General features: G+C 41.3%; 22 protein-coding genes. 11 read left to right on the top strand and 11 right to left on the bottom strand.

From position 1 onward, the window contains the following. Positions 1 to 130: 130 nt before the first annotated feature. Positions 131 to 388, bottom strand: a complete 258-nt coding sequence (locus AC4CVD_RS08970) for a hypothetical protein (RefSeq protein ID WP_178927980.1) — start codon at positions 386 to 388, stop codon at positions 131 to 133. Positions 389 to 812: 424 nt separating this feature from the next. Here AC4CVD_RS08970 and pepN point away from each other — a divergent pair, with 424 nt between their 5' ends. After that, on the top strand, positions 813 to 3,422 hold the full coding sequence (pepN, locus tag AC4CVD_RS08965) for an aminopeptidase N (RefSeq protein ID WP_490752917.1): 2,610 nt from the start codon (positions 813 to 815) through the stop codon (positions 3,420 to 3,422). Positions 3,423 to 3,669: 247 nt separating this feature from the next. Next, positions 3,670 to 3,885: a hypothetical protein gene (locus AC4CVD_RS08960; protein WP_078388866.1), complete on the top strand. Its 216-nt coding sequence runs from the start codon at positions 3,670 to 3,672 to the stop codon at positions 3,883 to 3,885. A 66-nt stretch (positions 3,886 to 3,951) separates the two neighbouring features. Here AC4CVD_RS08960 and AC4CVD_RS08955 read toward each other — a convergent pair whose 3' ends face one another. Together AC4CVD_RS08955 and AC4CVD_RS08950 are read right to left on the bottom strand one after the other, a co-directional pair. Further along, complete coding sequence (locus AC4CVD_RS08955) at positions 3,952 to 4,395, bottom strand: universal stress protein (RefSeq protein ID WP_005401174.1); 444 nt, start codon at positions 4,393 to 4,395, stop codon at positions 3,952 to 3,954. Positions 4,396 to 4,479: 84 nt separating this feature from the next. After that, positions 4,480 to 4,923: a universal stress protein gene (locus AC4CVD_RS08950; RefSeq protein ID WP_010326835.1), complete on the bottom strand. Its 444-nt coding sequence runs from the start codon at positions 4,921 to 4,923 to the stop codon at positions 4,480 to 4,482. A 302-nt stretch (positions 4,924 to 5,225) separates the two neighbouring features. Between AC4CVD_RS08950 and AC4CVD_RS08945 the strand changes: the two genes are divergently transcribed. The 3 genes from AC4CVD_RS08945 (at position 5,226) to AC4CVD_RS08935 (ending at position 7,229) form a co-directional block, all read left to right on the top strand. Beyond that, positions 5,226 to 6,239 (top strand): alpha/beta hydrolase, encoded by a 1,014-nt coding sequence (locus tag AC4CVD_RS08945; protein WP_490752915.1) that lies wholly within the window; start codon positions 5,226 to 5,228, stop codon positions 6,237 to 6,239. 82 nt (positions 6,240 to 6,321) lie between these two features. Beyond that, a complete protein-coding gene (locus AC4CVD_RS08940; protein WP_005401176.1) occupies positions 6,322 to 6,666 on the top strand; it encodes a DMT family transporter in 345 nt (114 codons plus the stop codon). Positions 6,667 to 6,671: 5 nt separating this feature from the next. Continuing rightward, positions 6,672 to 7,229 (top strand): TetR/AcrR family transcriptional regulator, encoded by a 558-nt coding sequence (locus tag AC4CVD_RS08935; RefSeq protein WP_490752913.1) that lies wholly within the window; start codon positions 6,672 to 6,674, stop codon positions 7,227 to 7,229. 66 nt (positions 7,230 to 7,295) lie between these two features. On the opposite strand, the gene AC4CVD_RS08930 is transcribed toward AC4CVD_RS08935, so the two are convergent. The 4 genes from AC4CVD_RS08930 to aceR all read right to left on the bottom strand — a co-directional run bounded on the left by AC4CVD_RS08930 (position 7,296) and on the right by aceR (position 11,284). Further along, a complete protein-coding gene (locus tag AC4CVD_RS08930) occupies positions 7,296 to 8,471 on the bottom strand; it encodes a benzoate/H(+) symporter BenE family transporter (RefSeq protein WP_010326831.1) in 1,176 nt (391 codons plus the stop codon). A 125-nt stretch (positions 8,472 to 8,596) separates the two neighbouring features. Next, positions 8,597 to 9,247, bottom strand: coding sequence for a leucine efflux protein LeuE (gene leuE, locus AC4CVD_RS08925; RefSeq protein ID WP_178927975.1), 651 nt, complete (start codon positions 9,245 to 9,247; stop codon positions 8,597 to 8,599). 70 nt (positions 9,248 to 9,317) lie between these two features. Then, positions 9,318 to 10,304, bottom strand: a complete 987-nt coding sequence (gene tal / locus AC4CVD_RS08920; RefSeq protein ID WP_490752911.1) for a transaldolase — start codon at positions 10,302 to 10,304, stop codon at positions 9,318 to 9,320. A gap of 92 nt (positions 10,305 to 10,396) precedes the next feature. Continuing rightward, on the bottom strand, positions 10,397 to 11,284 hold the full coding sequence (gene aceR / locus AC4CVD_RS08915) for an HTH-type transcriptional regulator AceR (protein WP_078388863.1): 888 nt from the start codon (positions 11,282 to 11,284) through the stop codon (positions 10,397 to 10,399). A 99-nt stretch (positions 11,285 to 11,383) separates the two neighbouring features. Between aceR and aceI the strand changes: the two genes are divergently transcribed. Continuing rightward, a complete protein-coding gene (gene aceI, locus AC4CVD_RS08910) occupies positions 11,384 to 11,818 on the top strand; it encodes a chlorhexidine efflux PACE transporter AceI (protein WP_062032662.1) in 435 nt (144 codons plus the stop codon). 49 nt (positions 11,819 to 11,867) lie between these two features. Here aceI and AC4CVD_RS08905 read toward each other — a convergent pair whose 3' ends face one another. Both AC4CVD_RS08905 and AC4CVD_RS08900 read right to left on the bottom strand, forming a co-directional pair. After that, a complete protein-coding gene (locus AC4CVD_RS08905; protein WP_490752909.1) occupies positions 11,868 to 12,419 on the bottom strand; it encodes a hypothetical protein in 552 nt (183 codons plus the stop codon). A gap of 105 nt (positions 12,420 to 12,524) precedes the next feature. Continuing rightward, entirely contained in the window at positions 12,525 to 14,042 is a 1,518-nt protein-coding gene (locus AC4CVD_RS08900) for an acetyl-CoA C-acetyltransferase (RefSeq protein ID WP_346312628.1), read from the bottom strand. Positions 14,043 to 14,282: 240 nt separating this feature from the next. Between AC4CVD_RS08900 and AC4CVD_RS08895 the strand changes: the two genes are divergently transcribed. The 5 genes from AC4CVD_RS08895 (at position 14,283) to dnaX (ending at position 20,880) form a co-directional block, all read left to right on the top strand. After that, positions 14,283 to 15,674 (top strand): 3-oxoacyl-ACP reductase, encoded by a 1,392-nt coding sequence (locus AC4CVD_RS08895; RefSeq protein WP_335999829.1) that lies wholly within the window; start codon positions 14,283 to 14,285, stop codon positions 15,672 to 15,674. Between the two features lie 148 nt (positions 15,675 to 15,822). Further along, on the top strand, positions 15,823 to 16,677 hold the full coding sequence (locus AC4CVD_RS08890) for a MaoC family dehydratase (RefSeq protein ID WP_087013556.1): 855 nt from the start codon (positions 15,823 to 15,825) through the stop codon (positions 16,675 to 16,677). A gap of 74 nt (positions 16,678 to 16,751) precedes the next feature. Further along, complete coding sequence (locus tag AC4CVD_RS08885; protein ID WP_234305098.1) at positions 16,752 to 17,996, top strand: serine hydrolase domain-containing protein; 1,245 nt, start codon at positions 16,752 to 16,754, stop codon at positions 17,994 to 17,996. 71 nt (positions 17,997 to 18,067) lie between these two features. After that, positions 18,068 to 18,523, top strand: coding sequence for a copper resistance protein NlpE N-terminal domain-containing protein (locus AC4CVD_RS08880; protein ID WP_058951900.1), 456 nt, complete (start codon positions 18,068 to 18,070; stop codon positions 18,521 to 18,523). Positions 18,524 to 18,783: 260 nt separating this feature from the next. Next, positions 18,784 to 20,880 (top strand): DNA polymerase III subunit gamma/tau, encoded by a 2,097-nt coding sequence (gene dnaX, locus AC4CVD_RS08875; RefSeq protein WP_490752906.1) that lies wholly within the window; start codon positions 18,784 to 18,786, stop codon positions 20,878 to 20,880. Here dnaX and AC4CVD_RS08870 read toward each other — a convergent pair. Further along, positions 20,873 to 21,316 carry an acyl-CoA thioesterase gene (locus AC4CVD_RS08870; protein ID WP_490752904.1) on the bottom strand — a complete coding sequence of 148 codons (444 nt, stop codon included), beginning with the start codon at positions 21,314 to 21,316 and terminating at the stop codon, positions 20,873 to 20,875. The two genes, dnaX and AC4CVD_RS08870, sit on opposite strands and share 8 nt — an antisense overlap. A 51-nt stretch (positions 21,317 to 21,367) precedes the next feature. Then, positions 21,368 to 22,528, bottom strand: coding sequence for an iron-containing alcohol dehydrogenase (locus tag AC4CVD_RS08865; protein WP_490752902.1), 1,161 nt, complete (start codon positions 22,526 to 22,528; stop codon positions 21,368 to 21,370). Between the last annotated feature and the right edge of the window lie 12 nt (positions 22,529 to 22,540).

Raw genomic sequence — 22,540 nt, 5'->3', positions numbered from 1 at the left:
GGCGTTGTAAATTGCAGTGTAATTGAACAAGCAGAGGTGCTTTGTAAACGCTAGACGGGTGAAGCAACGCAGTGGCGAATATAGGGCAAAAAAAATACGGCATGCACCGTATTTTTTGTAGAAGTAGAATTTAAACGGGGCAAGGTAGAGAGTCATCTTCCATACCTAATTTTTTAGCTTCAATCATGGCTTGAACTTTTTTGCTCGGCAACTTTTTACTCCCTAGTGTGTCGTAGTGATTTAAAATGCTACTGACATCATGTGCTTGTAAAGGCATTCCTTCACAGCTCATGAACAGGGCAATGACATTATGATCAATTTTTGCAGCATGCATTGCTTGCAGCATTTTTATATTTTCGACGCGGACGATATGGTCTTTTAAGTACATCTCACACCTCTATTTGTTTTGCTTAGGTTTTATCATGCGCTATGCATATCTAGATACAAGCAAAAACTGTGCACAAAATGTAGCCGATTTGAAAATTAAGTTAGATATTTGAAAAGAGATGGCTTTATATCTTATCGATGTCTTTAAGTTTCTCAGCGTTTGAATGGTAGAGAGCTAATGGCACGGTGCAAGTCTAAAGTCTGGTGCAAATATTGCTAGACAAGCACGGCACGATGTGAGGAGTTGTTTGTTTATTATTCACTTGGTGCAGTCATATGCGCGGGATAAGAACAATAGAATTGAAAAGCCTGTTCAACGTGCCCATATAAATATCATTCAACATACACAGACAGTACGGCAAACTTGTCGTATGATCAAAACATACACAATATAAAGCTGTAGACCAATAGCATTAGGACATGACATGAATATTGCGGCAAATCCAATTATTGAAGCAGATCAAACCGTCTATTTAAAAGACTATCAAAAACCATCTTTTTTAGTAGATAGCATTCACCTCGATATTCAGGTCTATGATGAGCATAGCCAAGTTGATGCTGTACTGGAGCTGACGCGCCAAACTGAGGGTGATTTGGTTTTACTTGGGCGTGATTTAGAGCTGAAAAGCTTAGTGCTGAATGGTCAGCAACTCAGCCAAGAGCAATATACACTTGATACTGAGCAGTTGGTGATTCGAAATGCACCAAATCAGATCAAGCTTGAGACATCGGTGATCATTCATCCTGAGTCAAATACACAACTTGAAGGCTTATACCAAGCCGCATCAGATTTGTTTGTTACCCAAAATGAGCCTGAAGGATTTCGTAAAATTACCTTTTACCCAGACCGTCCTGATGTCCTTTCAGTTTTCACCACACGTGTAGAAGCCGATAAAAAATATCCAGTGCTCCTTGCCAATGGTAACTTGATTGAAGCGGGCGAGGCAGGCGAAGGTCGTCACTATACCATTTGGCAAGATCCAACCAAAAAACCAGCGTATTTGTTTGCTTGTGTGATTGGTGATTTGGCGGTTTTAAAAGACCGTTATGTGACCTCTGAAGGCCGTGATGTGGCTTTGGAAATTTATGCCGAAGAAAAAGATATTCCGAAATGTCATATTGCGATGGAAGCCTTAAAGCATTCAATGCGTTGGGATGAAGAACACTATGGTCGTCCCTATGATTTAGACAACTATATGATTGTGGCTACCAGTGCTTTCAACATGGGTGCGATGGAAAATAAAGGTCTCAACATTTTTAACACGTCATGTGTTTTGGCAGATGAAGAATATACGACAGATGCCGCGATCATGCGTGTACAGTCGGTCATTGCCCATGAATACTTCCATAACTGGACAGGTAACCGCATTACTTGCCGTGATTGGTTCCAATTGTGTTTAAAAGAAGGCTTAACGGTTTTCCGTGATCAATCTTTCTCAGAAGATTTGCAGTCTGCTGCGGTTCAACGTATTGACGACGTTGCGGTACTCAAAGCGCATCAGTTCCCAGAAGATTCAGGCCCATTGTCTCATCCACCGCGTCCAGACCATTTTGTGGAAATCAATAACTTTTATACTGCAACGGTCTACGAAAAAGGTGCAGAAATTAACCGCATGATGGCAACCTTATTAGGCAAAGAAAAATTCCGTAAAGGAACTGATGAATACTTTGAACGCCATGATGGTCAGGCCGTGACAGTTGAAGACTGGGTAGCCGCTTTAACCGCAGGTTCAGGCGTAGATTTATCCAATTTCTTAACATGGTATAACCAACCGGGTACACCAAAGTTAGAAGCGGAAGGTCATTATGATGTTGCTGCACAAACTTATACCTTAAACTTTAAGCAAAGTTTAAAAGCACATCCTAAGTATCCGAATCTAAAAGCTGTGCCAATCCCTGTCGCTTTAGCGCTGTTCGATGCTGCAACAGGTGAGCAATTGCTTTTAAACTCAGACAGTTTATTTGAAAATGCAGTCAAAGACGGTGTGTATCTTTTCGATCAAGATCAAGCCAGCATTGTGTTTAGCGGTTTAAGCACGAAACCTGTCGTGTCATTACTGCGTAATTTTTCTGCGCCCGTCAACTTAGAATTTAACTATACCGATGAAGAGTTGGCGTTCCTGATTCAATACGAAACCAATGGTTTTAACCAATGGCAAGCAACGCAAACACTGCTTGAGCGTATTTTACTCAATGGTCATGATGCGCATATTTATATTCAAGCCATTAAAAACACGCTACCAGATCTTGTTGAACAAGATCCACTCTTGGCATCACGTTTATTTGATGTGCCAAGTGAAGGTTATTTAGGTAGTCGCATCGACACTGACTACGAACCAGCGAAGATCCAAGAACAGCGTAATGCTTTGATTGAAAAATTAGCACGTGAGTTAGGTGAGTTCTGTAAAGACACTTATTTAGCTTTAGACCCAGATTTGCAAAAAGAGTTCTCACAAGCCATGGGTGTCCGTGCGCTGAAAAACATCATGCTTAGTATGATGGCACGTCAAGGCGATGAAAGTGCTTTTGAGCTGGCATATCAGCAATACGAAGCTACAGGCAATATGTCTGAGCGTTTAGGTGCACTACGTGTCTTGGTGTGGAACGATGCACCGCAAGTAGAAGCGGCTTTACATGATTTTTATCAACGTTTTAAAGATGAGGCTTTGTCACTAGATCAGTGGTTCACACTTCAAGCGGCACATCCTTGTGCTACAGAAGAAACCATTCAATACCTCACTTCTCATGTCGATTATGATTTGGGCGTGCCGAACCGTATTCGTTCTGTGAGTGGTGGCTTAAATGCAAACCCAGTGAACACATGGAGTTTTGGTGTGGATCATTTCATTGGACTGGCAAAATATTTAGATGAGAAAAACCCAATTGTTGGTTCTCGTATACTTCAAGTTTTGTCTCGCTGGTATAGCTTGGCAGAGCCACAGCGTAGCGAAGTGAAAGCAAAGCTTGAGGGGTTAAAACCACAAGTGAAATCTAAAAATGTCAGTGAGACTTTGAGTAGCATGTTAAGTATTTAACTGATCTATGCATAAAAAAAGCCAGTCAGTAGACTGGCTTTTTTTATGCAAACTGAAGAATTACGGCATGAAGAGCTCACATTGGTATTTTTCTAAATAATGAACATTTATGTGAATAGTGTGAAATGAATCGCATTTTATGGGTATAATGTTATGGCATAACAGATGATTAGCTCAATATTCTGTATTTTTTTCGGCTTCTGTATACAGGCTATTGGGCAGACAAACATGTAGAGTGTAAACAGATATGTTAGTTAAAATTGAAGATGGGTTTTATTTAAATACCGTTCATATTATTGCTATTCGTATTGCGAAAAGTGCTGAATTGGGAACATTTCAAGTCAATGTTGAGTATAGCCCGCATAACCATCAGGCTTCGGGGTTATTTCAAAAAACTTTTATGCAACAGTCGGCAGCAGAGCATTATTTGCAAAATTTGCATCAGCAGATTAGTAAAAACTAATGACGTGAACGAGTTCTGCCAAATAAAAAAGACTGCTTCGGCAGTCTTTTTTATTTAAAACAATACTTAAACTTTTACGATTAGCACAGGTATCGGAGACTGCGTGAGAACATTTTGCGCCACACTGCCTAACATCATCTTTTTAAAACCTGTACGGCCATGTGAGCCCATCAAAATCAGATCTGCACCGACTTCATCGGCCACATGAATAATACCTTCAGAAGGAGAGATGCCGCGGATCACTTTGGTATCCACCTCAATTTCATCACGGTCAAATGAGAGCTTTACTTCGGCTAAACGCTCTTGAGCGACTTTTTCAGCATGTAGGAAATAGTCGGTGATGGCTGGTGCAACTTTATAGAAGTCGACTCCGACAAATGGATCGACTGCAATCACACTCATGAGCGTCACACGACTATTTAAATCTTTGGCCAACTCAAGTGCTTGTTCAACAGCAGCATAAGACATCGGGGATTCATCGACGGCAACCAAAATGTGTTTGTAGCTCATTATCTTCTCCTTAAGGGTGCGTCTTTATGCGGATCATTTGCAGTACATGCGAAATCAGCTCACATAAAGACGCGTTATGGTTGATTAAGCTTTAACAATGAGAACTGGGAGCTCAGTAGACTTGAGAACATCTTGAGCAAAGCTACCTAATAGGAATTTTTGAAAGCCTTTACGGCCATGTGAACCCATCACAATCAGGTCATTTTTCAGTGAAGTTGCTGTTTCGACCACAGCATCTTCAGAGACTTCACCTTTAATGATTTTAGACTGAGCAGTTACACCTTGTTCTTGTGCAATTTGAACCGCATCCTGAAGGGCTTTCTCAGCATTGTTGTAGGCTTGTATGAAATAGTCTTTCATGATTGGAGAAGTATAGTAAAAATCAGCATCTTTGAGTGGGTCTTCAGCAACTAAGCTAATCAATGTAAGTTGACTGCCAAAAACTTTGGCAATTTCAGCCGCTTGTTTAACCGCAGAAAAAGAAATTTGTGAACCGTCAACAGGGACTAAAATATGTTGGTAAGCCATCAGAGGGACTCCTTTTTGTATAAGATTTAGTTCTTAATTTATTGATAACACACTGCCATTAAATGTTCAATTTTGATCGGGCTAAAAATTGAAAATTCATGAAATTTAAAGAAAATAATTCAAAAAAAAGCCGATTTACGTGTCCAAAATCTTGAGTGAAAAACTCAAGTTTCAGATTTAAAGCAATATTCTTTAAAAGGTGCTTCTAGTGTTTAAATAAGGCTGAAATGAGACCTGTTTAATCATGCGATGTAATAGAGATTGTATTAGAATCATTTGAAAAAAGGGTGGAGCCGAACAGTATGATTTTTCAATCAATAATAAAAGTACTTAGTACTGTTTTCATGATTGTGCTATTGAGCGCGTGTCAAAGTGTAGAAAAGAACACCAAACTGATTGCGGGTACATTTAACACAGCAACCAATATTCAAATGAAAATGCTGGATCGCTTTGCGCCTCCCGATGTCATCATACACAATAATATTCTATATCAAGCCAGCCCTGAGCTGAATGTTGACATCTATCAACCCAAAAATATTGAACAATTAAACGCAGTGCCCACGGTGGTTTGGATTCATGGCGGCGGATGGGTTTCGGGCTCAAAAGAGCATGCACGAGGTTATTTCAAACTTTTGGCCAATCAAGGCTTTAACGTGGTCTCTGTACAGTATCAGTTTGCACCTGAGGCGATTTATCCCACTCAGTTACAGCAAGTCGATCATGCACTGAATTTCTTACAATTGAATGCTGCTCAGTATCATATTAACCCGAACCAACTGTATTTAGCAGGAGACTCTGCTGGAGCCAATATTGCCAGTCATTATGCTGCACTTTTGACGAATCCCGCATTTGCTCAAGCATCCAATTTTAAGCCGAGCATTCAGCCGAAACAGCTTAAAGGGCTAATTTTGCACTGTGGTATTTATGACTTATATCGCTTTGTGAATACCGCTCCTGAGGAACTCAGGCTTATTGAATGGGGTGTCTATAACTTGGTTCAAGCGTATACAGGAGAGCGTAAAGAGGATGCAGCATTTTTAAAGTCGATTTCAACCAGTGAACATATTACGTCACAGTATCCACCTGTCTTTATCAGTGGGGGAAATAAAGACTTTTTAACCAAGAGCCAGTCTTTACCTTTCGTCGAGGTGTTGAAGCTGCATCAAGTTGCAGTCACGGAAGCTTTTTATCCAGACTCTAAGGAGTTTTTGGTGCATGAATATCAGTTCATGATGAGCAAACAAACGAGTCAGATCACCTTTGATCGAACCATTGATTTTATAAAGCAAACCTCAAGGCCGACTGAAACAAAATAAAAAAGTATACAGAAAGACTTGTTTAGTTTTTGCTATTTTAATAACATACCGACCGATCGGTATGTTTATTGTTGAGTTTCTGATGAATCCTATATTAATGGCTTATGCTTTGCTGGCGATGGCAATTATTTCTGAAGTGATTGGTTCGACTTTTTTGGTAAAGTCGGAAGGTTTTACCAAGCTATTGCCTTCACTGGCGGTAGTAGTTTTATTTTCGTTGGCATTTTATTTATTGTCTCAAGTGATTAAAGTGATTCCATTGGGTATTGCTTATGCGATTTGGGCGGGTGTTGGTATTGTTTTAACCGCTCTGATTGGTTACTTTGTTTTCCGACAAAGTCTAGATTTCGCAGCAATGATCGGTATTGCACTGATTGTTTCTGGTGTGGTCGTAATTAACTTATTTTCAAACTCAACAGGGCATTAAGTTCGATGCAACAAGCAAGTCCACGTAAAAAGGCACCGGAACAGGTTCGCCAAAGTATTCTACAACATGCGATCTGTTTGGCTGCTGAAAAAGGCGTGACTGGGGTTTCCATACAAGCAGTGGCTGATTTGGTTGGCGTGAGTAAGGGTGGTGTTTTTCATCATTTTCCAAACAAACAAAAGCTACTTGAAGCGATGGTTGTGGAAAAGCTTGAACAATTAGATCGTGTTATTGATGAGTTGATTAGCCAAGACCGTGATCATTATGGTTGCTTTACCCGAGCCTATATCGAGATTACTTTGGAAAAGCAGGTGCTAGGCTTGGAGCATTCTTGGTCAGCTATTTCGATGATTATGCTGACGGATCGGACCTTTAATGAGTATTGGATTGAGTGGCTAGAAAAACGTTTAGCGCGACATCAGGATACAGATAATGATTTGGAGCTTAAAATTTTGCGCTATGCTGCAGATGGCATTTGGCTCACGGCATTTACTGAGGTGGAAAATTTGTCTGAGACCATGCAACTTAAGCAAGAATTGATTCAACGAAGTTATCAGCATTAATTTTTCAATTTAGCAATATTTGAAAATAAAAAAGCACCCATCGAGGGTGCTTTTTTATATGAGGGCCTAAACTTTTTTAGCTTTAAACTTAAATATAAGCATAACTGCAAAACCAAAGAGTAGTCCCCAAAAGGCAGAGCCAATACCAAAGAACTGTACACCAGATGCGCTAAATAAGAAGGTCATGAGGGCTGCTTCGCGGTCTGATACCGCTTCAAATGCAATCGCGATGTTATGACTAATCGTGCCAAACAAAGCAATACCAGCCAAGGCTGTAATAAAAATCGCAGGGAAAGACAGCAAAAGACTGGTCAGGGTGGCTGCGAATAGTCCCATTAAGATGTAGAAGAAACCGCAGCTCATGCCCGCAATATAACGTTTTGATGGATCAGGGTGAACTTGTTCATCTAAACTGACGGCTGCACTAATTGCTGCGGTATTGACACTATAACAGCCAAAAGGTGCGAGTAAGGCTTGAGCGGTACCCGTCCAACCAATCAGTTGATTGACATGTGGGTTATAGCCATAGCTTTTAATCATGGCAATACCCGGTAAGTATTGCGATGCCATATTGATCACAAACAAAGGCAGCGCTAAACCTAAAATAGCAGACATGCTGAACTCAGGTGCCATCCAAACAGGTTGCGCTAGGCTCCATGTGATTTGAGGAGTATGGAAGTCTAAGAATAACGGGCAGAGTAACAAGCCTGCAATCACTGTAATGACAATGCAATAACGTGGAGTAAGTCGCTTAGAAACAATATAGGCCGCTAGCATGGATAAAATAAAACCCCAATGATCTTGCATACTGGCGAACAATGAAATACCAAACTTCAATAACACACCTGCCAGCATGGCACTGGTTAGGCTTTGAGGGATATACGTCAGTACTTTTTCAAAGATACCGAAAAAGCCCAAAATGGCAGTAACCAAACCACAGACCAAAAATGCGCCAATCGCTTCATGCAAACTATAACCACTGCCTGTCGCAATAATTAAGGCCAGTGCTGCCGTAGACCATGAGGTCGATACAGGATATTTAAGTTTCCAAGATAAAAGCAGGCCACTCAAACCAATACCTAGACCTAAAGCCCAGAACCATGAGTTGATTTGCGCGGTATTTGCACCTAAGACTTGGGCGGATTGAATGACCAAGACTGAAGACACACTAATGCCAATGAGGAAGGTAATAAAACCTGCGAATACAGCTGGAACTGAGAAATCTTGAAATAATTTTTGCATGAAGATCAAAACATAATTTGAATGAGTGAAAATTACTATTGTTCAAGGGTCATACGCTGGTCCTTGAAAAACAAAACAGCACATGATAGATTTTTTATCGAAAATAATGAGATTATTCACGAAAATTACAGTGTAGAAAGTGCCAGTTTTAAGCCGAAGCCACAAAACAGCAGACCGACGGTCGCCACCGCAACGGCTGCAACTTTAAACTGACGATTGAAATAGCTCGCCAGCTTAATACCTGAAAAAATCAGGATACTAAGATAGGCCATACTGATGATTTGTAGAATAATGGAAAGTAAGGCAAAGCTCAGTGCTGGGTAAGCATAATTTGGGTCGACAAACTGAACAAAAAAAGACAGATAAAACAAAATAGCTTTTGGGTTTAAAAGGCTAATGGTCAGCGCTGAGCGAAAAGGATGCAAGCTTTGTAAAGTACTCTGGCCTGTACTTGCTGCAAGCTGTTGTGGGCTGGACTTCCAGGTTTTGACTCCTGCAATCAAGAGTTTTATACCTAAATATGATAGATACAGTGCACCAACAATTTTTAATAAAATAAACAGCCAAGGAAAAGCATGTAAAAGAGATGCTGCACCCAGCACGGTACATAGAATGAGGATCAAATCGCCTGTGAAAACACCTAATGCACCCCAGTAACCTGTCTTAATACCAAATCGTGAGGCAATGGACATCACATAAAGAGAATTTGGGCCTGGCAAAATCACAATTAGAATTGTACCGATGATATAAGTACCGATATCGATAATACCAAACACAACGTATTCTCAATAAAAAAGCCGATGTTGCATGATAACAAAATCGGCTTTTAAAAGAAGAAAAATCAAGTTAAGCTGAAATTTCTTCATCTAAACCAAAAGACTGACGTAAGAGTGTGTTCAGTTGTTGACGAGCTTTAATAAATCCATCAATCCCCCCTTGTAGCAGTTGCGTTGCCATGAGGTCATGTTCAATTTGATCTCTAAACTCAGTTTCACCGAGTGGGTCAAGTGGTGCTGTCGCAGGCATAACATCACTTGCAGACAGTTGTGCTTTGACTTCACGCGTATCTTGCTCAAGTGCAGCCAATAAATTAGGTGCAACAGTGAGTAGGTCGCAGCCAGCTAGTCCCAACACTTGGTCAATGCTCCGGAAGCTTGCGCCCATAATTTCTGTTTTAACCCCATGAGCTTTATAGAACTGGTAAATTTGCTTCACAGAAAGTACGCCAGGGTCTTTTTCAACGGGATAGCTTTCCACGCCTTCGACCTTTTTGTACCAATCTAAAATACGTCCAACAAAAGGTGAAATTAAAGTGACATTCGCTTCCGCACAAGCATGTGCTTGATGCACACCAAACAAAAGCGTTAAGTTGGTATGGATGCCTTCAGCTTCCAGCACTTTCGCTGCTTGAATGCCTGCCCATGTCGAAGCAATTTTAATTAAAATACGATCCTGATCTACGCCGTAGTTTTTATATAGCGCCAGCAGCTCTTTGGCTTTTTCAATGGTGGCATCGGTATCATAAGACAGCGCTGCATCTACTTCTGTGGAAACACGACCTTCGATCAACTTGAGAATTTCAACACCAAATTTGACGGTAAGAATGTCGATTGTGCGTTCAATAAGTAAGTCATCTTCTAAGCCTTCAGCTTTGGCTTGGGCGAAAGCATCTTCAATCAACTCTTTATTTTCAGGTTGACTTGCAGCGGCTGTAATTAGAGATGGATTGGTGGTTGCATCGAGCGGACGAAATTGGTTAATCGCCGCTAAATCGCTACTGTCGGCAACAATGGTGGTTAAGTTTTTTAATTGGTTTAATGCTGTTTGTGTCATTGATCGTTCGTTCTTAAAGTTATTACCCGTAAATTATTTATAACACAAACTGCTTTTAACCCAAGTAGATTCGGACGTTTTAACAGCAGTTATTATACTTTTTTACGCTGATTTCGGATGTATTGGATTAAAAAACGCGCAGCCGCGCCCAATTCACTTTCGCGACTCCAGACCAAGTCCACAAAATATTCAAACTTCGGGGTGAAATCTAGCAGATCTAATATTTTGAGCTGTTTTTTGAGCTGAGGGTTTTCATTCAACATTTCTAAGGGTAAAACACCCCAACCAAAGTTTTGCATGATTAAAGCGCAAGCTGAGTGATGGTTGTCTGTCCGCCAATACTGTTTGGAATACAGCAATTCTGGCTTAATGCTTTTATCGCGACTGGCAACCACGATTTGACGGCTATGTTGAATTTGTTCAAAGCTGACTTGTGGAAATTGAGCCAGAATAAAGTCCTTATTGGCGACGGGAACTAAAGTTTCGAGTTTTAATTCTACAAACTGTTCGCTGCTTTCCAGTTGCTCACGTTCAAACATTAGCGCCAGTTGTGCTGTGCCGTTGAGTAACATTTTCTGCGCATCTTCTTGAGGTGCAGAAAAAATATTGATTTGTAGACTGGGAAATTCGGCCTCTAATATCGCGATGTAGTCGATCCATTGCATATGTAGAAGCTCAGATACCACTACAATGTTGAGCGAGGACTCCAAACCATGGCTTAGGGCATAGGCATGCTGTTTCCATTGATTCATTTCGGTCAGCAGTTGCTCGGTCTTTTCGTACAAAGTGATTGCTTGTGCTGTTGCTGTGGGCTCACGTCCTTCACGTAAAAAGAGTTGTAAGTTTAAGTCTATTTCCAAGTTAGCAATTGACATACTCACGGCCGATGGTACTTTACCCAACTTGCGTGCAGCAGCTGAAAATGAGCCTGACTCAATCACGGTTTTAAAAATAATCAGTTGCTCTTGATTGATATTCATAATTCTCTATTTTTCAATTTTATTGAAAGAACCTAACTCGATTAATCAATATTATAAAAATAAAATAGCCAACATCCAATCATGAAAGAGTAATTAAAAATGTTGATTTCCAAAAGAAGGATTATTCATGCGCTCAGCTATGAAATCATCCTATTGGTGATCATTGCTGTTGCCTTAAGTTTCATATTCCATATGCCTTTAGAAGTCACAGGTGTACTCGGTATTGCCATGGCTGTCACTTCGGTCATATGGAATATGGTGTTTAACCATTTTTTTGAAAAGTTTGAAGCGAAAAGAAAGCTAAAAAGAACCATCGGCGTGCGTGTTCTTCACGCGATTGGTTTTGAAGGTGGTTTGATGCTTGCAACCATCCCAATGGTCGCATATGCAATGCAAATGAGTATTTGGCAAGCCATCGTGCTCGACTTCAGTTTAACCATGTGTATTTTGGTTTATACCTTTATCTTCCAGTGGTGTTATGACATGCTGGAAGCGAAATTGGGTATTCAACCTGAAGCACAATATTCAAATTAAAAAATAAGCCACGCAATGTCGTGGCTTATTTTTTAATGTGCAGTGATTCTTATGTGAATTTTCTAACATTGAAAATATAAGGGGTCATCAAGGCAAAAAGAACCGTGAGGGCATAGTGTAAGCTATTCACTACAGCGATAATATACGGATGAGCAAAGCCTTTTAGATAGACCATGGTTGCGCCTTTCTTTGTACTGGAATCTGTGTATGGGATTTCATCACTGATCAAAAACCAGCTTAAGCAGAAAAAGAGCAACATAAAAATAAAAAACAATAAGCCTAACGGGCTAAACATTGAACGTTGCTGTGTATTCAGTTTTGCGTAGTGTAGTTTAATGTGCTGGATTTGTTGTCTGTTGAGCTGTACTCGAAAATAATTGATAAAAATAAGGGCAATGCATATGAAAGTACATATACCAAAAAAGTCATTGAGAAATTTATGTGGACTGGATAAGTTGGATGCGATGGTACTTGGAAACACGCCTTGAAAGTGAACATCAAAACTGACCATAAGGAGTGCTAGTCCTAAGGGAATGAGGTAAAAATAATAATAGCGAATGGGTGTATTGAGGTAAGCCAATAATGGGAATGAATTTCGCATATTTTTGTATTTGGTTATTTTATTTTTTATCTATAGAGCAAATTGATGGTTTTGACCAGTTAAAAAGCACCTCAAAAGAGGTGCTTTTTAACGGCGAAGGCGAGATTATTTTTCAATAATCGCTGTTACACCTTGACCACCTGCAGCACAAATTGAAACAAGTACGCGACCTGAACCTTTTTGGTTAATCAGCTTCGCAGCAGTAGCAATGATACGGCCACCCGTTGCAGCAAATGGGTGACCTGCTGCGAGTGAAGAACCTTTTACGTTGAGTTTAGTGCGGTCAATTGAACCGAGTGGAGCATCTAAACCTAAACGGTCTTTACAGAATTTTGGATCTTCCCAAGCTTTCAATGTTGAAAGAACTTGCGATGCAAATGCTTCATGAATTTCGTAGTAGTCGAAGTCTTGAAGTTTAATGCCAGCACGCTCAAGCATACGTGGAACTGCATAAGCAGGTGCCATCAATAAGCCTTCTTTTTTCTCAACGAAATCAACAGCAGCTGTTTCTTGGAAGGTTAAGTAAGCAAGCACTTCGTGACCGTTTGCTTTCGCCCATTCTTCAGACGCTAAAAGCACACAAGATGCACCATCCGTAAGTGGTGTTGAGTTGCCCGCAGTCATGGTACGTGCATCGCCTTTACCAAAAGCTGGTTTGAGCTTAGCAAGTTTTTCAACAGTAGAGTCAGCACGTAAGTTGTTGTCACGCTCTAAACCTAAAAATGGTGTGATCAGGTCATCGAAGAAGCCTTCTTCGTAAGCCGCAGCCATTTTTTGGTGTGAAGATGCAGCAAGTTCGTCTTGTGCTTCACGTGCAATACCCCATTCAAGCGCAGTAATCGCTTGGTGATCACCCATAGAAAGACCTGTACGTGGCTCACCATTTTTCGGCGCATCCATCAAGTCTTTTAGGTTGATTTTAGTTAAAGCTTTTAAACGGTCTTTACCCGTTTTTGCAATGTTGAGTTCAAGCAATGCTTTACGTAAACCATCACCAAACGCAATTGGTGCATCAGAAGTCGTATCTACACCACCAGCCACACCCACTTCAATTTGGCCCAGTGCGATTTTGTTCGCAACTAAGAATGCTGCTTGTAAGCCCGTACCACATGCTTGCTGAATATCGTAAGCAGGTGTTTCTGGTGCAAGTGCCGTGTTTAGTACACATTCACGGGTCATGTTAAAGTCACGGCTGTGTTTAAGTACCGCACCAGCAACCACTTCACCAAGGCGTTGACCTTGAAGGTTAAAACGTTCAACAAGACCGTTTAGCGCTGCTGTGAACATATCTGTATTTGAAGCGGTGAAATATGCGCCATTTGAGCGAGCGAAAGGAATACGGTTACCACCGATAATAGCCACGCGGCGAACAGTGTTTTGACTCATGGTTTGATCCTGTTGAACAGCAGTTTGAGTTTTTGGTTTTGAAGCATTTGTAGAAGAAGCGGGGCTTTTACTACGAGTTGACGCAGCACGAGTGCGAGTCGGCTTAGTCGTGTTATTTACTGATTGGGTTGTTGTGCCAGTACTTTTAGTTCTACGAGATGTACTTTTTGATGTATTTGACACAGTTTCCGTAGCAGAATTTTCCACTGCTGGATTTTCTTGAGTTGTTTTGCTCATAAGGCTTTTCCAAGCATGTTAATCTATTCTTAGGGTGTACATTAGCATATTATAAAAAGGGCTGAATTGACTAGAATGACATTGCAACAGGCTTTCAGGTCAAGACATATCATCTATAACTCAAGTATGATTCTATAGAAACCGATGGAACTATTGAAATATAAGACTCTAGACATCACTTTGAAGTTAAAAGGATATCTTTGAATCCATCAACAATTAATTTGTATGAGAGATAAAAACATGACTGATCAATACCAAACATTCGCAAAATCTCCGATTGGTAAATTTGTCATTAAAAATTTGGGTTTACCTGCACCAACTTTTTTAGACCGTTTTGAGTCAGCAACGCCTGTGATTAAAGGTGCTGTTTTACTGGGTGCAGCAACAAACAGTTCATTGTCTGGTGCAATTGCGCAAGTTTTGGCAAATGTTCACGCCAATAGCTATGCAGGTAACAATGCACAGTTACAGCAAGCTGCTGCTCAAGTGGGCTTAAACTTAAGCGCATTTAATGCAGGCGACAAAGAGTCTAAATTCAAAGTTGTTATTTTTGATGCATCTGGCATTGAGTCATCAGAACAACTCAATGAGTTATATAACTTCTTTAACCCTATCGCACGTCAAGTGGCTGCTTCTGGTCGTGTGATTGTGATAGGTACGACACCTGAAACTGCGGGTAGTGTGAAAAAAGCGATTGCACAGCGCGCGCTTGAAGGCTTCGTGAAGTCTGTCGGTAAAGAGTTTAAAAAGGGTGTTGCAGCACATTTGATTTATGTGGATGCAGGTGCAGAGGCAAATCTTGAGTCAACTTTACGTTTTGCAGCATCACCACGTTCTGCTTATGTTTCTGGTCAAGTGATTCGTGTTTCTAAAGCTGCTGTTGTAGATGTCGACTGGGCTAAACCATTGGCAGGTAAAACTGCTGTAGTGACAGGTGCGAGCCGTGGTATTGGTGAAGCGATTGCACATGTCTTGGCACGTGATGGTGCGCATGTGATTTGTTTAGATGTGCCACAGCAACAAGCAGATCTTGACCGTGTTGCAGATGAGATCGGTGGTTCAACACTGGCAATTGATATCACAGCAAACGATGCAGGTGAAAAAATTAAAGCTGCGGCAGCTGCTCAAGGTGGTTTAGACATCATCGTGCATAACGCAGGTATTACCCGCGACAAAACGTTGGCAAATATGAAGCCTGAGCTTTGGGACTTGGTGATTAACATTAACCTGTCTGCAATTGAACGTGTAAATGATTATTTACTTGCGAACGAGGGTTTAAATGCCAATGGTCGTATTGTTTGTGTATCATCTATTTCAGGTATTGCAGGTAACCTAGGTCAAACCAACTATGCTGTGTCGAAAGCAGGTGTAATTGGTGTAGTTAAATTTACTGCTCCAACTTTGACGAATGGCATTACCATCAATGCGGTTGCGCCAGGTTTCATTGAAACGCAAATGACCGCTGCAATTCCATTTGCAATCCGTGAAGCGGGTCGTCGTATGAACTCGATGAGCCAAGGTGGTTTACCTGTAGATGTTGCTGAAACCATTGCTTTATTTGCAGCGACAGCATCGACTGGTTTAAACGGCAACGTGGTACGTGTTTGTGGTCAAAGCTTGTTGGGTGCTTAATTTAAAAGCTTGAATTTATCTCTCCTTTAGAGGGGGATAAATTCTTTATATTATAAGTGGGATGGTATTTTTCCCTCATCCTAACCTTCTCCCTGAGGGAGAAGGAGCTTTCAAAAATATTGAAATAAAAACTTCTCAAAGGTTCAGTATGAAGACTCGCCATTTTAGTCAACTTCCAAAACCATATATGGCTTATCCGAAAGTCATTCAAGGTTTGATCTTTAAAAAGCCAAAAGGTGAAAAAGTCTTACCGCAGGTTGAGTATGTGGTGGATTCTTTTAACGTCGATCAAAAGCATTTGAAAGCTTATAACCAAGTGTGTGGCTTTAAAAATAATGGTTATATTCCTGCGATTTATTTAGCCGTATTATCACAAAGCTTACAAATGCACATGATGGGGCAAGAGCCGTTTCCATTTCCTGTGCTAGGTTTGGTACATATTCGCAATCAAGTCAAACAAATGCGTAAAGTTGGCGTCAATGAAACCCTCACTTTATCATGTAAATATGGCGCGCTTGAGCCACATGATAAAGGTGTTCAGTTTGATTTTATTACCACGGTGAAAGTTGGCAATGAAGTGGTGGTTGAAGCATTGACCACGTATTTAGCACGTCAAAAGACCGATGGTAAAACAGCACCAAAATTAGTTGAAGCAACGACTCCAGATTATCAGCCGAATGCAGTCTGGGAAGTCTCTGAAAACACAGGCCGTCGTTATGCAATGACCTCGGGCGACTTCAACCTCATCCACATTCATGCGGTGACAGCAAAAGCCTTTGGTTTCAAACAAGCCATTGCGCATGGCATGTGGAGTAAGGCGCGAGCGTTGGCTTCGATCACATTGCCTGATGCTTATGAAGCGGATGTTTGGTTTAAACTGCCGATGTATTTACCATCAACAGTCGATTTTATGACTGCTACAGATGGTGTAAATACCGCTTTCTTAATTCGAAATAGTAAGAATCAAAAACCGCATGTGACGGGACAGGTCAAAGCACTATAATTTTAAAAAGCCCAGTTTAGATTACACTGGGCTTTTTTATGTCCGCTTAAAAATACAAGGATGTGTAAATGAAAATTTTAAAACAATATTTACAAGCGAATCCGAACCATTACCAAGGCTATGTTGACCCACGTTTTCAAAGTGTTGCCCATCTGTTTAGCCGTTTACAGGATGCTCGTTCAGCATATGGCGGTGCAGCCTGTGTTTTATATTTTCAGGGTGAAAAAGTTGTCGATATCTATACGGGTTTGGCAGCGGTAGATTCTCCTTGGCAGGCCAATACTATGTCGGTGTGTTATTCGACGGGCAAAGGCGTGCTCGCAACCTTGGCACATATTTTAGTCAGTCAGGGTGTACTGAGCTACGACCAACCGATTGCGGATTATTGGCCTGAATTTGCCCAAAATGGCAAAGGGAAGATGACGCTAAGACACGTGCTGAGTCATCAAAGTGGATTATTTGATATTCGTAATAACATTGCCGATGCGACAGAAATGTTGGACTGGACGCATATGTTAGACGTATTTGAAAGGGCGCAACCACGCTTTGCAATTGGTGAAGATGCTGCCTATCAACCTTTGTCATTTGGTTGGCTGGTCGGTGGTGCTTTAGAAAAAGCAACGGGGAAACCTTTAACTAAACTCTTCCAAACCTATTTAGTTGAGCCACTTGAGCTAGATGGGGCTTACTTTGGTGCACCCAGTGCTGAATTAAAACGTATCGCACGACCCATTGTCCGTCCTGTATCTATCCAACCAAATCAAAAAAGTCCAACGAAAGTGCGTAAAGTTTCATTGCTTGATAAAGCGATGCAGTGGTCAGGGCAAGATCCACAAGACTTTCAAGATGGCATGATTCCCAAAGGTATGAAAAAGGTCAGCTTTTATCAGGATGATGCGATTCAGGCGATCATTCCCGCAGCAAATGGTGTATTTACAGCCAATAGTTTAGCCAAAGTGTATGCGATGCTATCTCAAAAAGGAATTTGGAAAGGTCAGCAGTTGATTCGTCCTGATGTGTTTTCTGAGTTGAGTCGAGTGCAATATACCGATCGAGATCGGGTGATGCCGATACCTATGCATTGGCGCTTGGGTTATCACCGTATATTAACCTTAGGAAAAACTGCAGAGCAGGGTTTTGGTCATATGGGCTTTAATGGTTCAGGGGCTTGGGGCGATGGTGAGCGAGGCTTGAGTTTTGCTTATACACATAACTTTGCTACAGGTTCTTTGACTGGGGATTATCGACTTTGGGCTTTGAGCCAAGAAAGTTTACGCTGCGCAGATGCGGTTTTAAAAGGCAAAAAAGGCTGGTTTTGACGGGGCTGAGATTTAGTCATCGTCTAAAATATGTTATGTTCGTCGCGGTTTAGGTTTTGAATATTTGTGACATGAAGGCTCCCATTCTTATCCCGCTGGTTGCTACAGGATTACTCTTAGGTTGTTCCGAGGCCAATCAAACGCAACATGATCAGTCTAAACTCCAAGTGGCAGAACAAAAGCAGATTATTCCTGCGTGGGTTGGGAGTTATCAGGGGACAACGCCGTGTATGGGGTGTTTGTCCCGTTGTGAAGACTGTCCGGGTATGGCAGTTGCACTTGAGCTGCATGAAAACATGACCTACACCCTAAAACGAGAAAGTTTGAGTGGCCATAATGAAATCGAAACTTTGACTGGACCACTTCGTTTTAATGCTCAAGATCAGCACAAGGTAGAGTTAGTGAACGTGACAACGCGAAACTTGCTATATGTCGATTTAGAAGATCGTGTTTTAGAAATACGTGAAGATGTGACTGGAAAAAAATATCAAATGCAGAGTGATTTTGTTTTGGTGAAACCAGCTTAATTTTCTAAATATCTGTATTTTAGAAATTCATTTTAATATTTACATCTTTTTACTTTTCCAAAGCTCTCACTTTATTTCAAATCTATAATCTAAATACATAAATAGCTTGAGATAGGGAGTGGGATAAAAATGGAGCTAATGGTTTTTGAATTATTGATCTAAATCAGCTTTATAGCTTAGAAATGCGAGAACGGGGTGAAGTAATTCATTCACTCTTTGGCAAAAAAACAGTATGCTTAGGCCTATAAAAAGGAGCATACATGTATCAAGTACTTGCACGGAAATATCGTCCTCGCAATTTTAATGAGCTAGTGGGTCAAAACCACGTTTCTCGAGCACTAACCAGTGCTTTAGAGCGCGGGCGTTTGCACCATGCTTATTTATTTACAGGAACGCGTGGGGTCGGAAAAACCACCATTGCCCGTATTTTGGCGAAGTGCTTGAACTGTGAAACAGGTGTGACTTCGACACCATGTGAAGTTTGCCCAACCTGTACCGCCGTGAATGAAGGCCGTTTTATTGACTTGATTGAGATTGATGCGGCATCACGGACTAAAGTTGAAGATACGCGAGAGCTTTTAGACAATGTGCCTTATGCGCCGACGCAAGGTCGTTTTAAGGTCTATTTGATCGATGAAGTACATATGCTGTCTACGCATTCTTTTAATGCTTTACTCAAAACATTGGAAGAACCACCTGAACATGTAAAATTCCTTTTTGCAACGACAGATCCGCAAAAGCTCCCAATTACTGTGATCTCGCGCTGTTTGCAATTTACACTACGCCCTTTGGCTGTAGATGAAATTACCGAGCATCTGGCTAATATTTTAAATAAAGAGAGCATCCAAGCCGAACAAGATGCAATTTGGCAAATTGCAGAGTCTGCCCAAGGCTCATTACGTGATGCACTTTCTTTGACTGACCAAGCGATTGCTTACGGTCAGGGCGCTATCCAGCACCAAGATGTCAAAGAAATGTTGGGTTTAATCGACCGTACCATTATTTATGATTTGATCCTTGCGATACATCAAAACCAAAAACAACGGGTGAGTGAGTTGCTGATGCAATTCCGCCAGCAAGCACTGGATGTATCTTTAGTTTTGGATCAGCTGATTTCGACTTTACATGAATTGGCATTACTACAATATTTGCCAGAACTTAGTCTCAAATATAGTGCTGAAATTAATAAAAAAATCATGCAATTGTCTCAGCAAATTGCGGCACAAGACTTACAACTTTATTACCAAATTGCATGTAAAGGACGTGCTGAATTACAGCTAGCAGTCACCCAAGAGCAAGGCTTTGAAATGTCGGTGCTGCGTATGTTGGCGTTCCGTCCATTACAACCGAATGAAGTGCTGGTGGCTCAGGCCAATAGCGCTGTAGTTGAATCTGTACAACAAATGGCAATACCGAGTGCTGATCCGAAAAAAGCTTTGCAGCAAGATGCTCAAGGCACAGACCTTAACGAGGCATTTGAAAATGCTGCAATAACTCAGAATGCAGAACCTGAGTTTAAGCCTGAACTTGATGATGTCGATCTTTCAGAAAGCGCCGAAGATAATAAACCACCAGTGGACTCATCTCAGCAATCTGATCAAATCGTTTTCGATCCTTCTAGTGATGAAGTGCTGTTCGACTTAGATGAGGCAGACGAGTTTAATGCGCAAAGCAATGACGATGAACCAAATAGTGATGATTTCTTATTTGATGAAATTGTACCGCTAGACCTAGAAACTCAAAATGAAGCATCAGTTGAACCTGCCGCAGTAATAGCTGAACCCGCTGTGCGAGCAGAGTCTTCTGATTTAGCAAATGAAGTGCTGTCTGCTGATAGCGTACAGGACACCCAAGTTGTAGAAAATGAAAGCCTGCAAACTGTTGCTGCTATTGTAGAGCCCGTTCAACCTAAACAGGTTTCAACTGCATCAGGCGATTTAATGCCGCAAGATATTTTGCAACTTCAACCGCAGCAGTTAGTCGGTGAGTGGACGGTGGAGAAGTGGGAGTACTGGTTCAGAAGCAGCGGCTTATCGCCCGCGGTACAAGAATTGGCTCAGCAAGGTTTAATGGCTGGGCAAATTAATGCCGAGTCTGTGTTTATGATTCCGCAGCGTTATGAGCAACTCCTCACCCAATTACGTCATGTCTTGGAAGAAGCGCTTAAAGCTGAATGGCCTCAGACGCGTTTTGATGTGAAATATGCAGAAGTTGAAACGATTACCCCGTACACCATGCAGGCGCAGCGCAAGCAAAAAGCATTTCAACGTGCACATGAGTTACTGCAAAACGAAGACACGGTCAAAGGTCTTGTACAAACTTTTGATGGTGAATTACACAATATTCAACTTAAGTAATGTCATGGCTTAAGTAGTGGCGCAAAGCACTCCGCATTTCAGAGGGAATCGGGGTGCTTTTTCGTGTTTCACGGTCTACAAAGACATGAACAAAATGTCCTTGAGCTGAAGCAGTTTCTTGACCAAATTTGAAAATGGCAAGTTCGTAAGTGAGTGAAGAGTTCCCTATTTTGGCAATAGTCACACCAACATCAATAATCTCAGGATAAGACAACTCATGTAAGAAACTACATGCTGAGTTGACCACTAAACCAATAATAGGTGATTGGTGGATATCAAAATTTGCTTTTTCAATCAGTAAGGCATTTGCGGCAGTATCAAAATAACTATAGTAGGTGACGTTGTTGACATGGCCATAGAGGTCATTGTCCGACCAACGTGTTTGAATCGGTAGAAAATAATGAAATTGGTCACGTGTCTTTGCAGCTTGTCTCATCGTTATTATCCTTAAAATCGTCTTATAAATAGCCTAAGTTAATTATATGGCTTAGCTGTAAATGGCTTGATAAATCTCGCGTGCCTGTTGCCACTCCAGTTCTCTTGGGTTGTTTTGTAGTAGGCGTGTTTGTAACATAGCATCGGTTGCAAGCTGGTCTAGACTATGTTCAGAAACATTCAACGCTTTGAGTTTTAAGGTTAAACCACTGCGGTCTAAATGGTTTTGCATATGATCGACAAAAAGATCAGAAAGACCATCGGTACAGCCTGTACTTTTTGGGTCGAGCCAGCAGATCAGTTCTGCATAATGTTGCTTAGCTAGTGGAAGATTAAACTTTAAAACCTCTGTCAGCACTAAGGCATTGCTGTGTCCATGAGAAATGTGAAAATGTCCACCCAATGGATAAGCAAGCGCATGAACAGCACCGACAGGGGCATTGGCAAAGGCTTGTCCTGCCAACATTGAACCGACTAACATATTTTGTCGAGCTTCTAAATTTCGACCATCTTCTAGCACCAAGCTGAGGTTCTGATTCAGCAGTTTTAAAGCCTGTTTCGCTAGCATGTCGGCATAGGGGTTTTTCTTGATTTTAGAGGTATAAGCTTCAATCGCATGTACCATCGCATCAATGCCTGTAGCAGCACTAATATGACGCGGTAGGTTTTCAGTAAATGTCGCATCCAAAATCGCCACATCGGCAAAAAGAACGGGTGCTACGATGCCAGTCTTTGTCGTTTCACCTGTGGTGACAATCGAAATCGGTGTGACCTCAGAGCCTGTCCCTGCAGTGGTTGGGACCAAAATTAAGGGTAGGCGAGGTGCTTGGGCATTATTTACCCCATAAAGATCTGATAACTGTTGCTGCTGTGCAGGATGGCTGAGGATGGCAATAATTTTTGCAACATCCATAGAGCTGCCGCCACCAAAGCCTATAACGATATCTACCTTTTGCTGTTTGGCATAATCAACCGCATTTAAAACAATTTGCTCACTTGGATCTGCTTCAACCTCACTGTAAATACTGTAAGTCAGAGAGAGATCTTCTAAAATTTCCAAGATGGGAAGATGGAGCTGATGCTTTAACATGCCTGCATCTGTAACCAATAACAGATGCTGATAAGGACGTGCTGTTAAAATGCCTCTGAGTTGCTGAATGCTGCCTAAGCCTGAAATAATATTCGGCACAGTTTGAAATTGAAATTGGTTCATATCAGCATCCTT

This window comes from Acinetobacter sp. LipI_23 (assembly GCF_058243045.1).
This window is presented reverse-complemented; position numbering and strand designations above follow the sequence as displayed.

What these genes read in the sequence shown, in the direction of transcription:
- AC4CVD_RS08960 (WP_078388866.1), top strand. Translation starts at nt 3,670, where the DNA reads ATGTTAGTTAAAATTGAAGATGGGTTTTATTTAAATACCGTTCATATT.
- AC4CVD_RS08935 (WP_490752913.1), top strand. Translation starts at nt 6,672, where the DNA reads ATGCAACAAGCAAGTCCACGTAAAAAGGCACCGGAACAGGTTCGCCAA.
- AC4CVD_RS08900 (WP_346312628.1), bottom strand. Translation starts at nt 14,042, where the DNA reads ATGAGCAAAACAACTCAAGAAAATCCAGCAGTGGAAAATTCTGCTACG.
- pepN (WP_490752917.1), top strand. Translation starts at nt 813, where the DNA reads ATGAATATTGCGGCAAATCCAATTATTGAAGCAGATCAAACCGTCTAT.
- AC4CVD_RS08905 (WP_490752909.1), bottom strand. Translation starts at nt 12,419, where the DNA reads ATGCGAAATTCATTCCCATTATTGGCTTACCTCAATACACCCATTCGC.
- AC4CVD_RS08940 (WP_005401176.1), top strand. Translation starts at nt 6,322, where the DNA reads ATGAATCCTATATTAATGGCTTATGCTTTGCTGGCGATGGCAATTATT.
- AC4CVD_RS08955 (WP_005401174.1), bottom strand. Translation starts at nt 4,395, where the DNA reads ATGAGCTACAAACACATTTTGGTTGCCGTCGATGAATCCCCGATGTCT.
- aceI (WP_062032662.1), top strand. Translation starts at nt 11,384, where the DNA reads ATGTTGATTTCCAAAAGAAGGATTATTCATGCGCTCAGCTATGAAATC.
- AC4CVD_RS08930 (WP_010326831.1), bottom strand. Translation starts at nt 8,471, where the DNA reads ATGCAAAAATTATTTCAAGATTTCTCAGTTCCAGCTGTATTCGCAGGT.
- aceR (WP_078388863.1), bottom strand. Translation starts at nt 11,284, where the DNA reads ATGAATATCAATCAAGAGCAACTGATTATTTTTAAAACCGTGATTGAG.
- AC4CVD_RS08890 (WP_087013556.1), top strand. Translation starts at nt 15,823, where the DNA reads ATGAAGACTCGCCATTTTAGTCAACTTCCAAAACCATATATGGCTTAT.
- AC4CVD_RS08945 (WP_490752915.1), top strand. Translation starts at nt 5,226, where the DNA reads ATGATTTTTCAATCAATAATAAAAGTACTTAGTACTGTTTTCATGATT.
- dnaX (WP_490752906.1), top strand. Translation starts at nt 18,784, where the DNA reads ATGTATCAAGTACTTGCACGGAAATATCGTCCTCGCAATTTTAATGAG.
- AC4CVD_RS08880 (WP_058951900.1), top strand. Translation starts at nt 18,068, where the DNA reads ATGAAGGCTCCCATTCTTATCCCGCTGGTTGCTACAGGATTACTCTTA.
- AC4CVD_RS08970 (WP_178927980.1), bottom strand. Translation starts at nt 388, where the DNA reads ATGTACTTAAAAGACCATATCGTCCGCGTCGAAAATATAAAAATGCTG.
- AC4CVD_RS08895 (WP_335999829.1), top strand. Translation starts at nt 14,283, where the DNA reads ATGACTGATCAATACCAAACATTCGCAAAATCTCCGATTGGTAAATTT.
- tal (WP_490752911.1), bottom strand. Translation starts at nt 10,304, where the DNA reads ATGACACAAACAGCATTAAACCAATTAAAAAACTTAACCACCATTGTT.
- AC4CVD_RS08950 (WP_010326835.1), bottom strand. Translation starts at nt 4,923, where the DNA reads ATGGCTTACCAACATATTTTAGTCCCTGTTGACGGTTCACAAATTTCT.
- AC4CVD_RS08870 (WP_490752904.1), bottom strand. Translation starts at nt 21,316, where the DNA reads ATGAGACAAGCTGCAAAGACACGTGACCAATTTCATTATTTTCTACCG.
- AC4CVD_RS08865 (WP_490752902.1), bottom strand. Translation starts at nt 22,528, where the DNA reads ATGAACCAATTTCAATTTCAAACTGTGCCGAATATTATTTCAGGCTTA.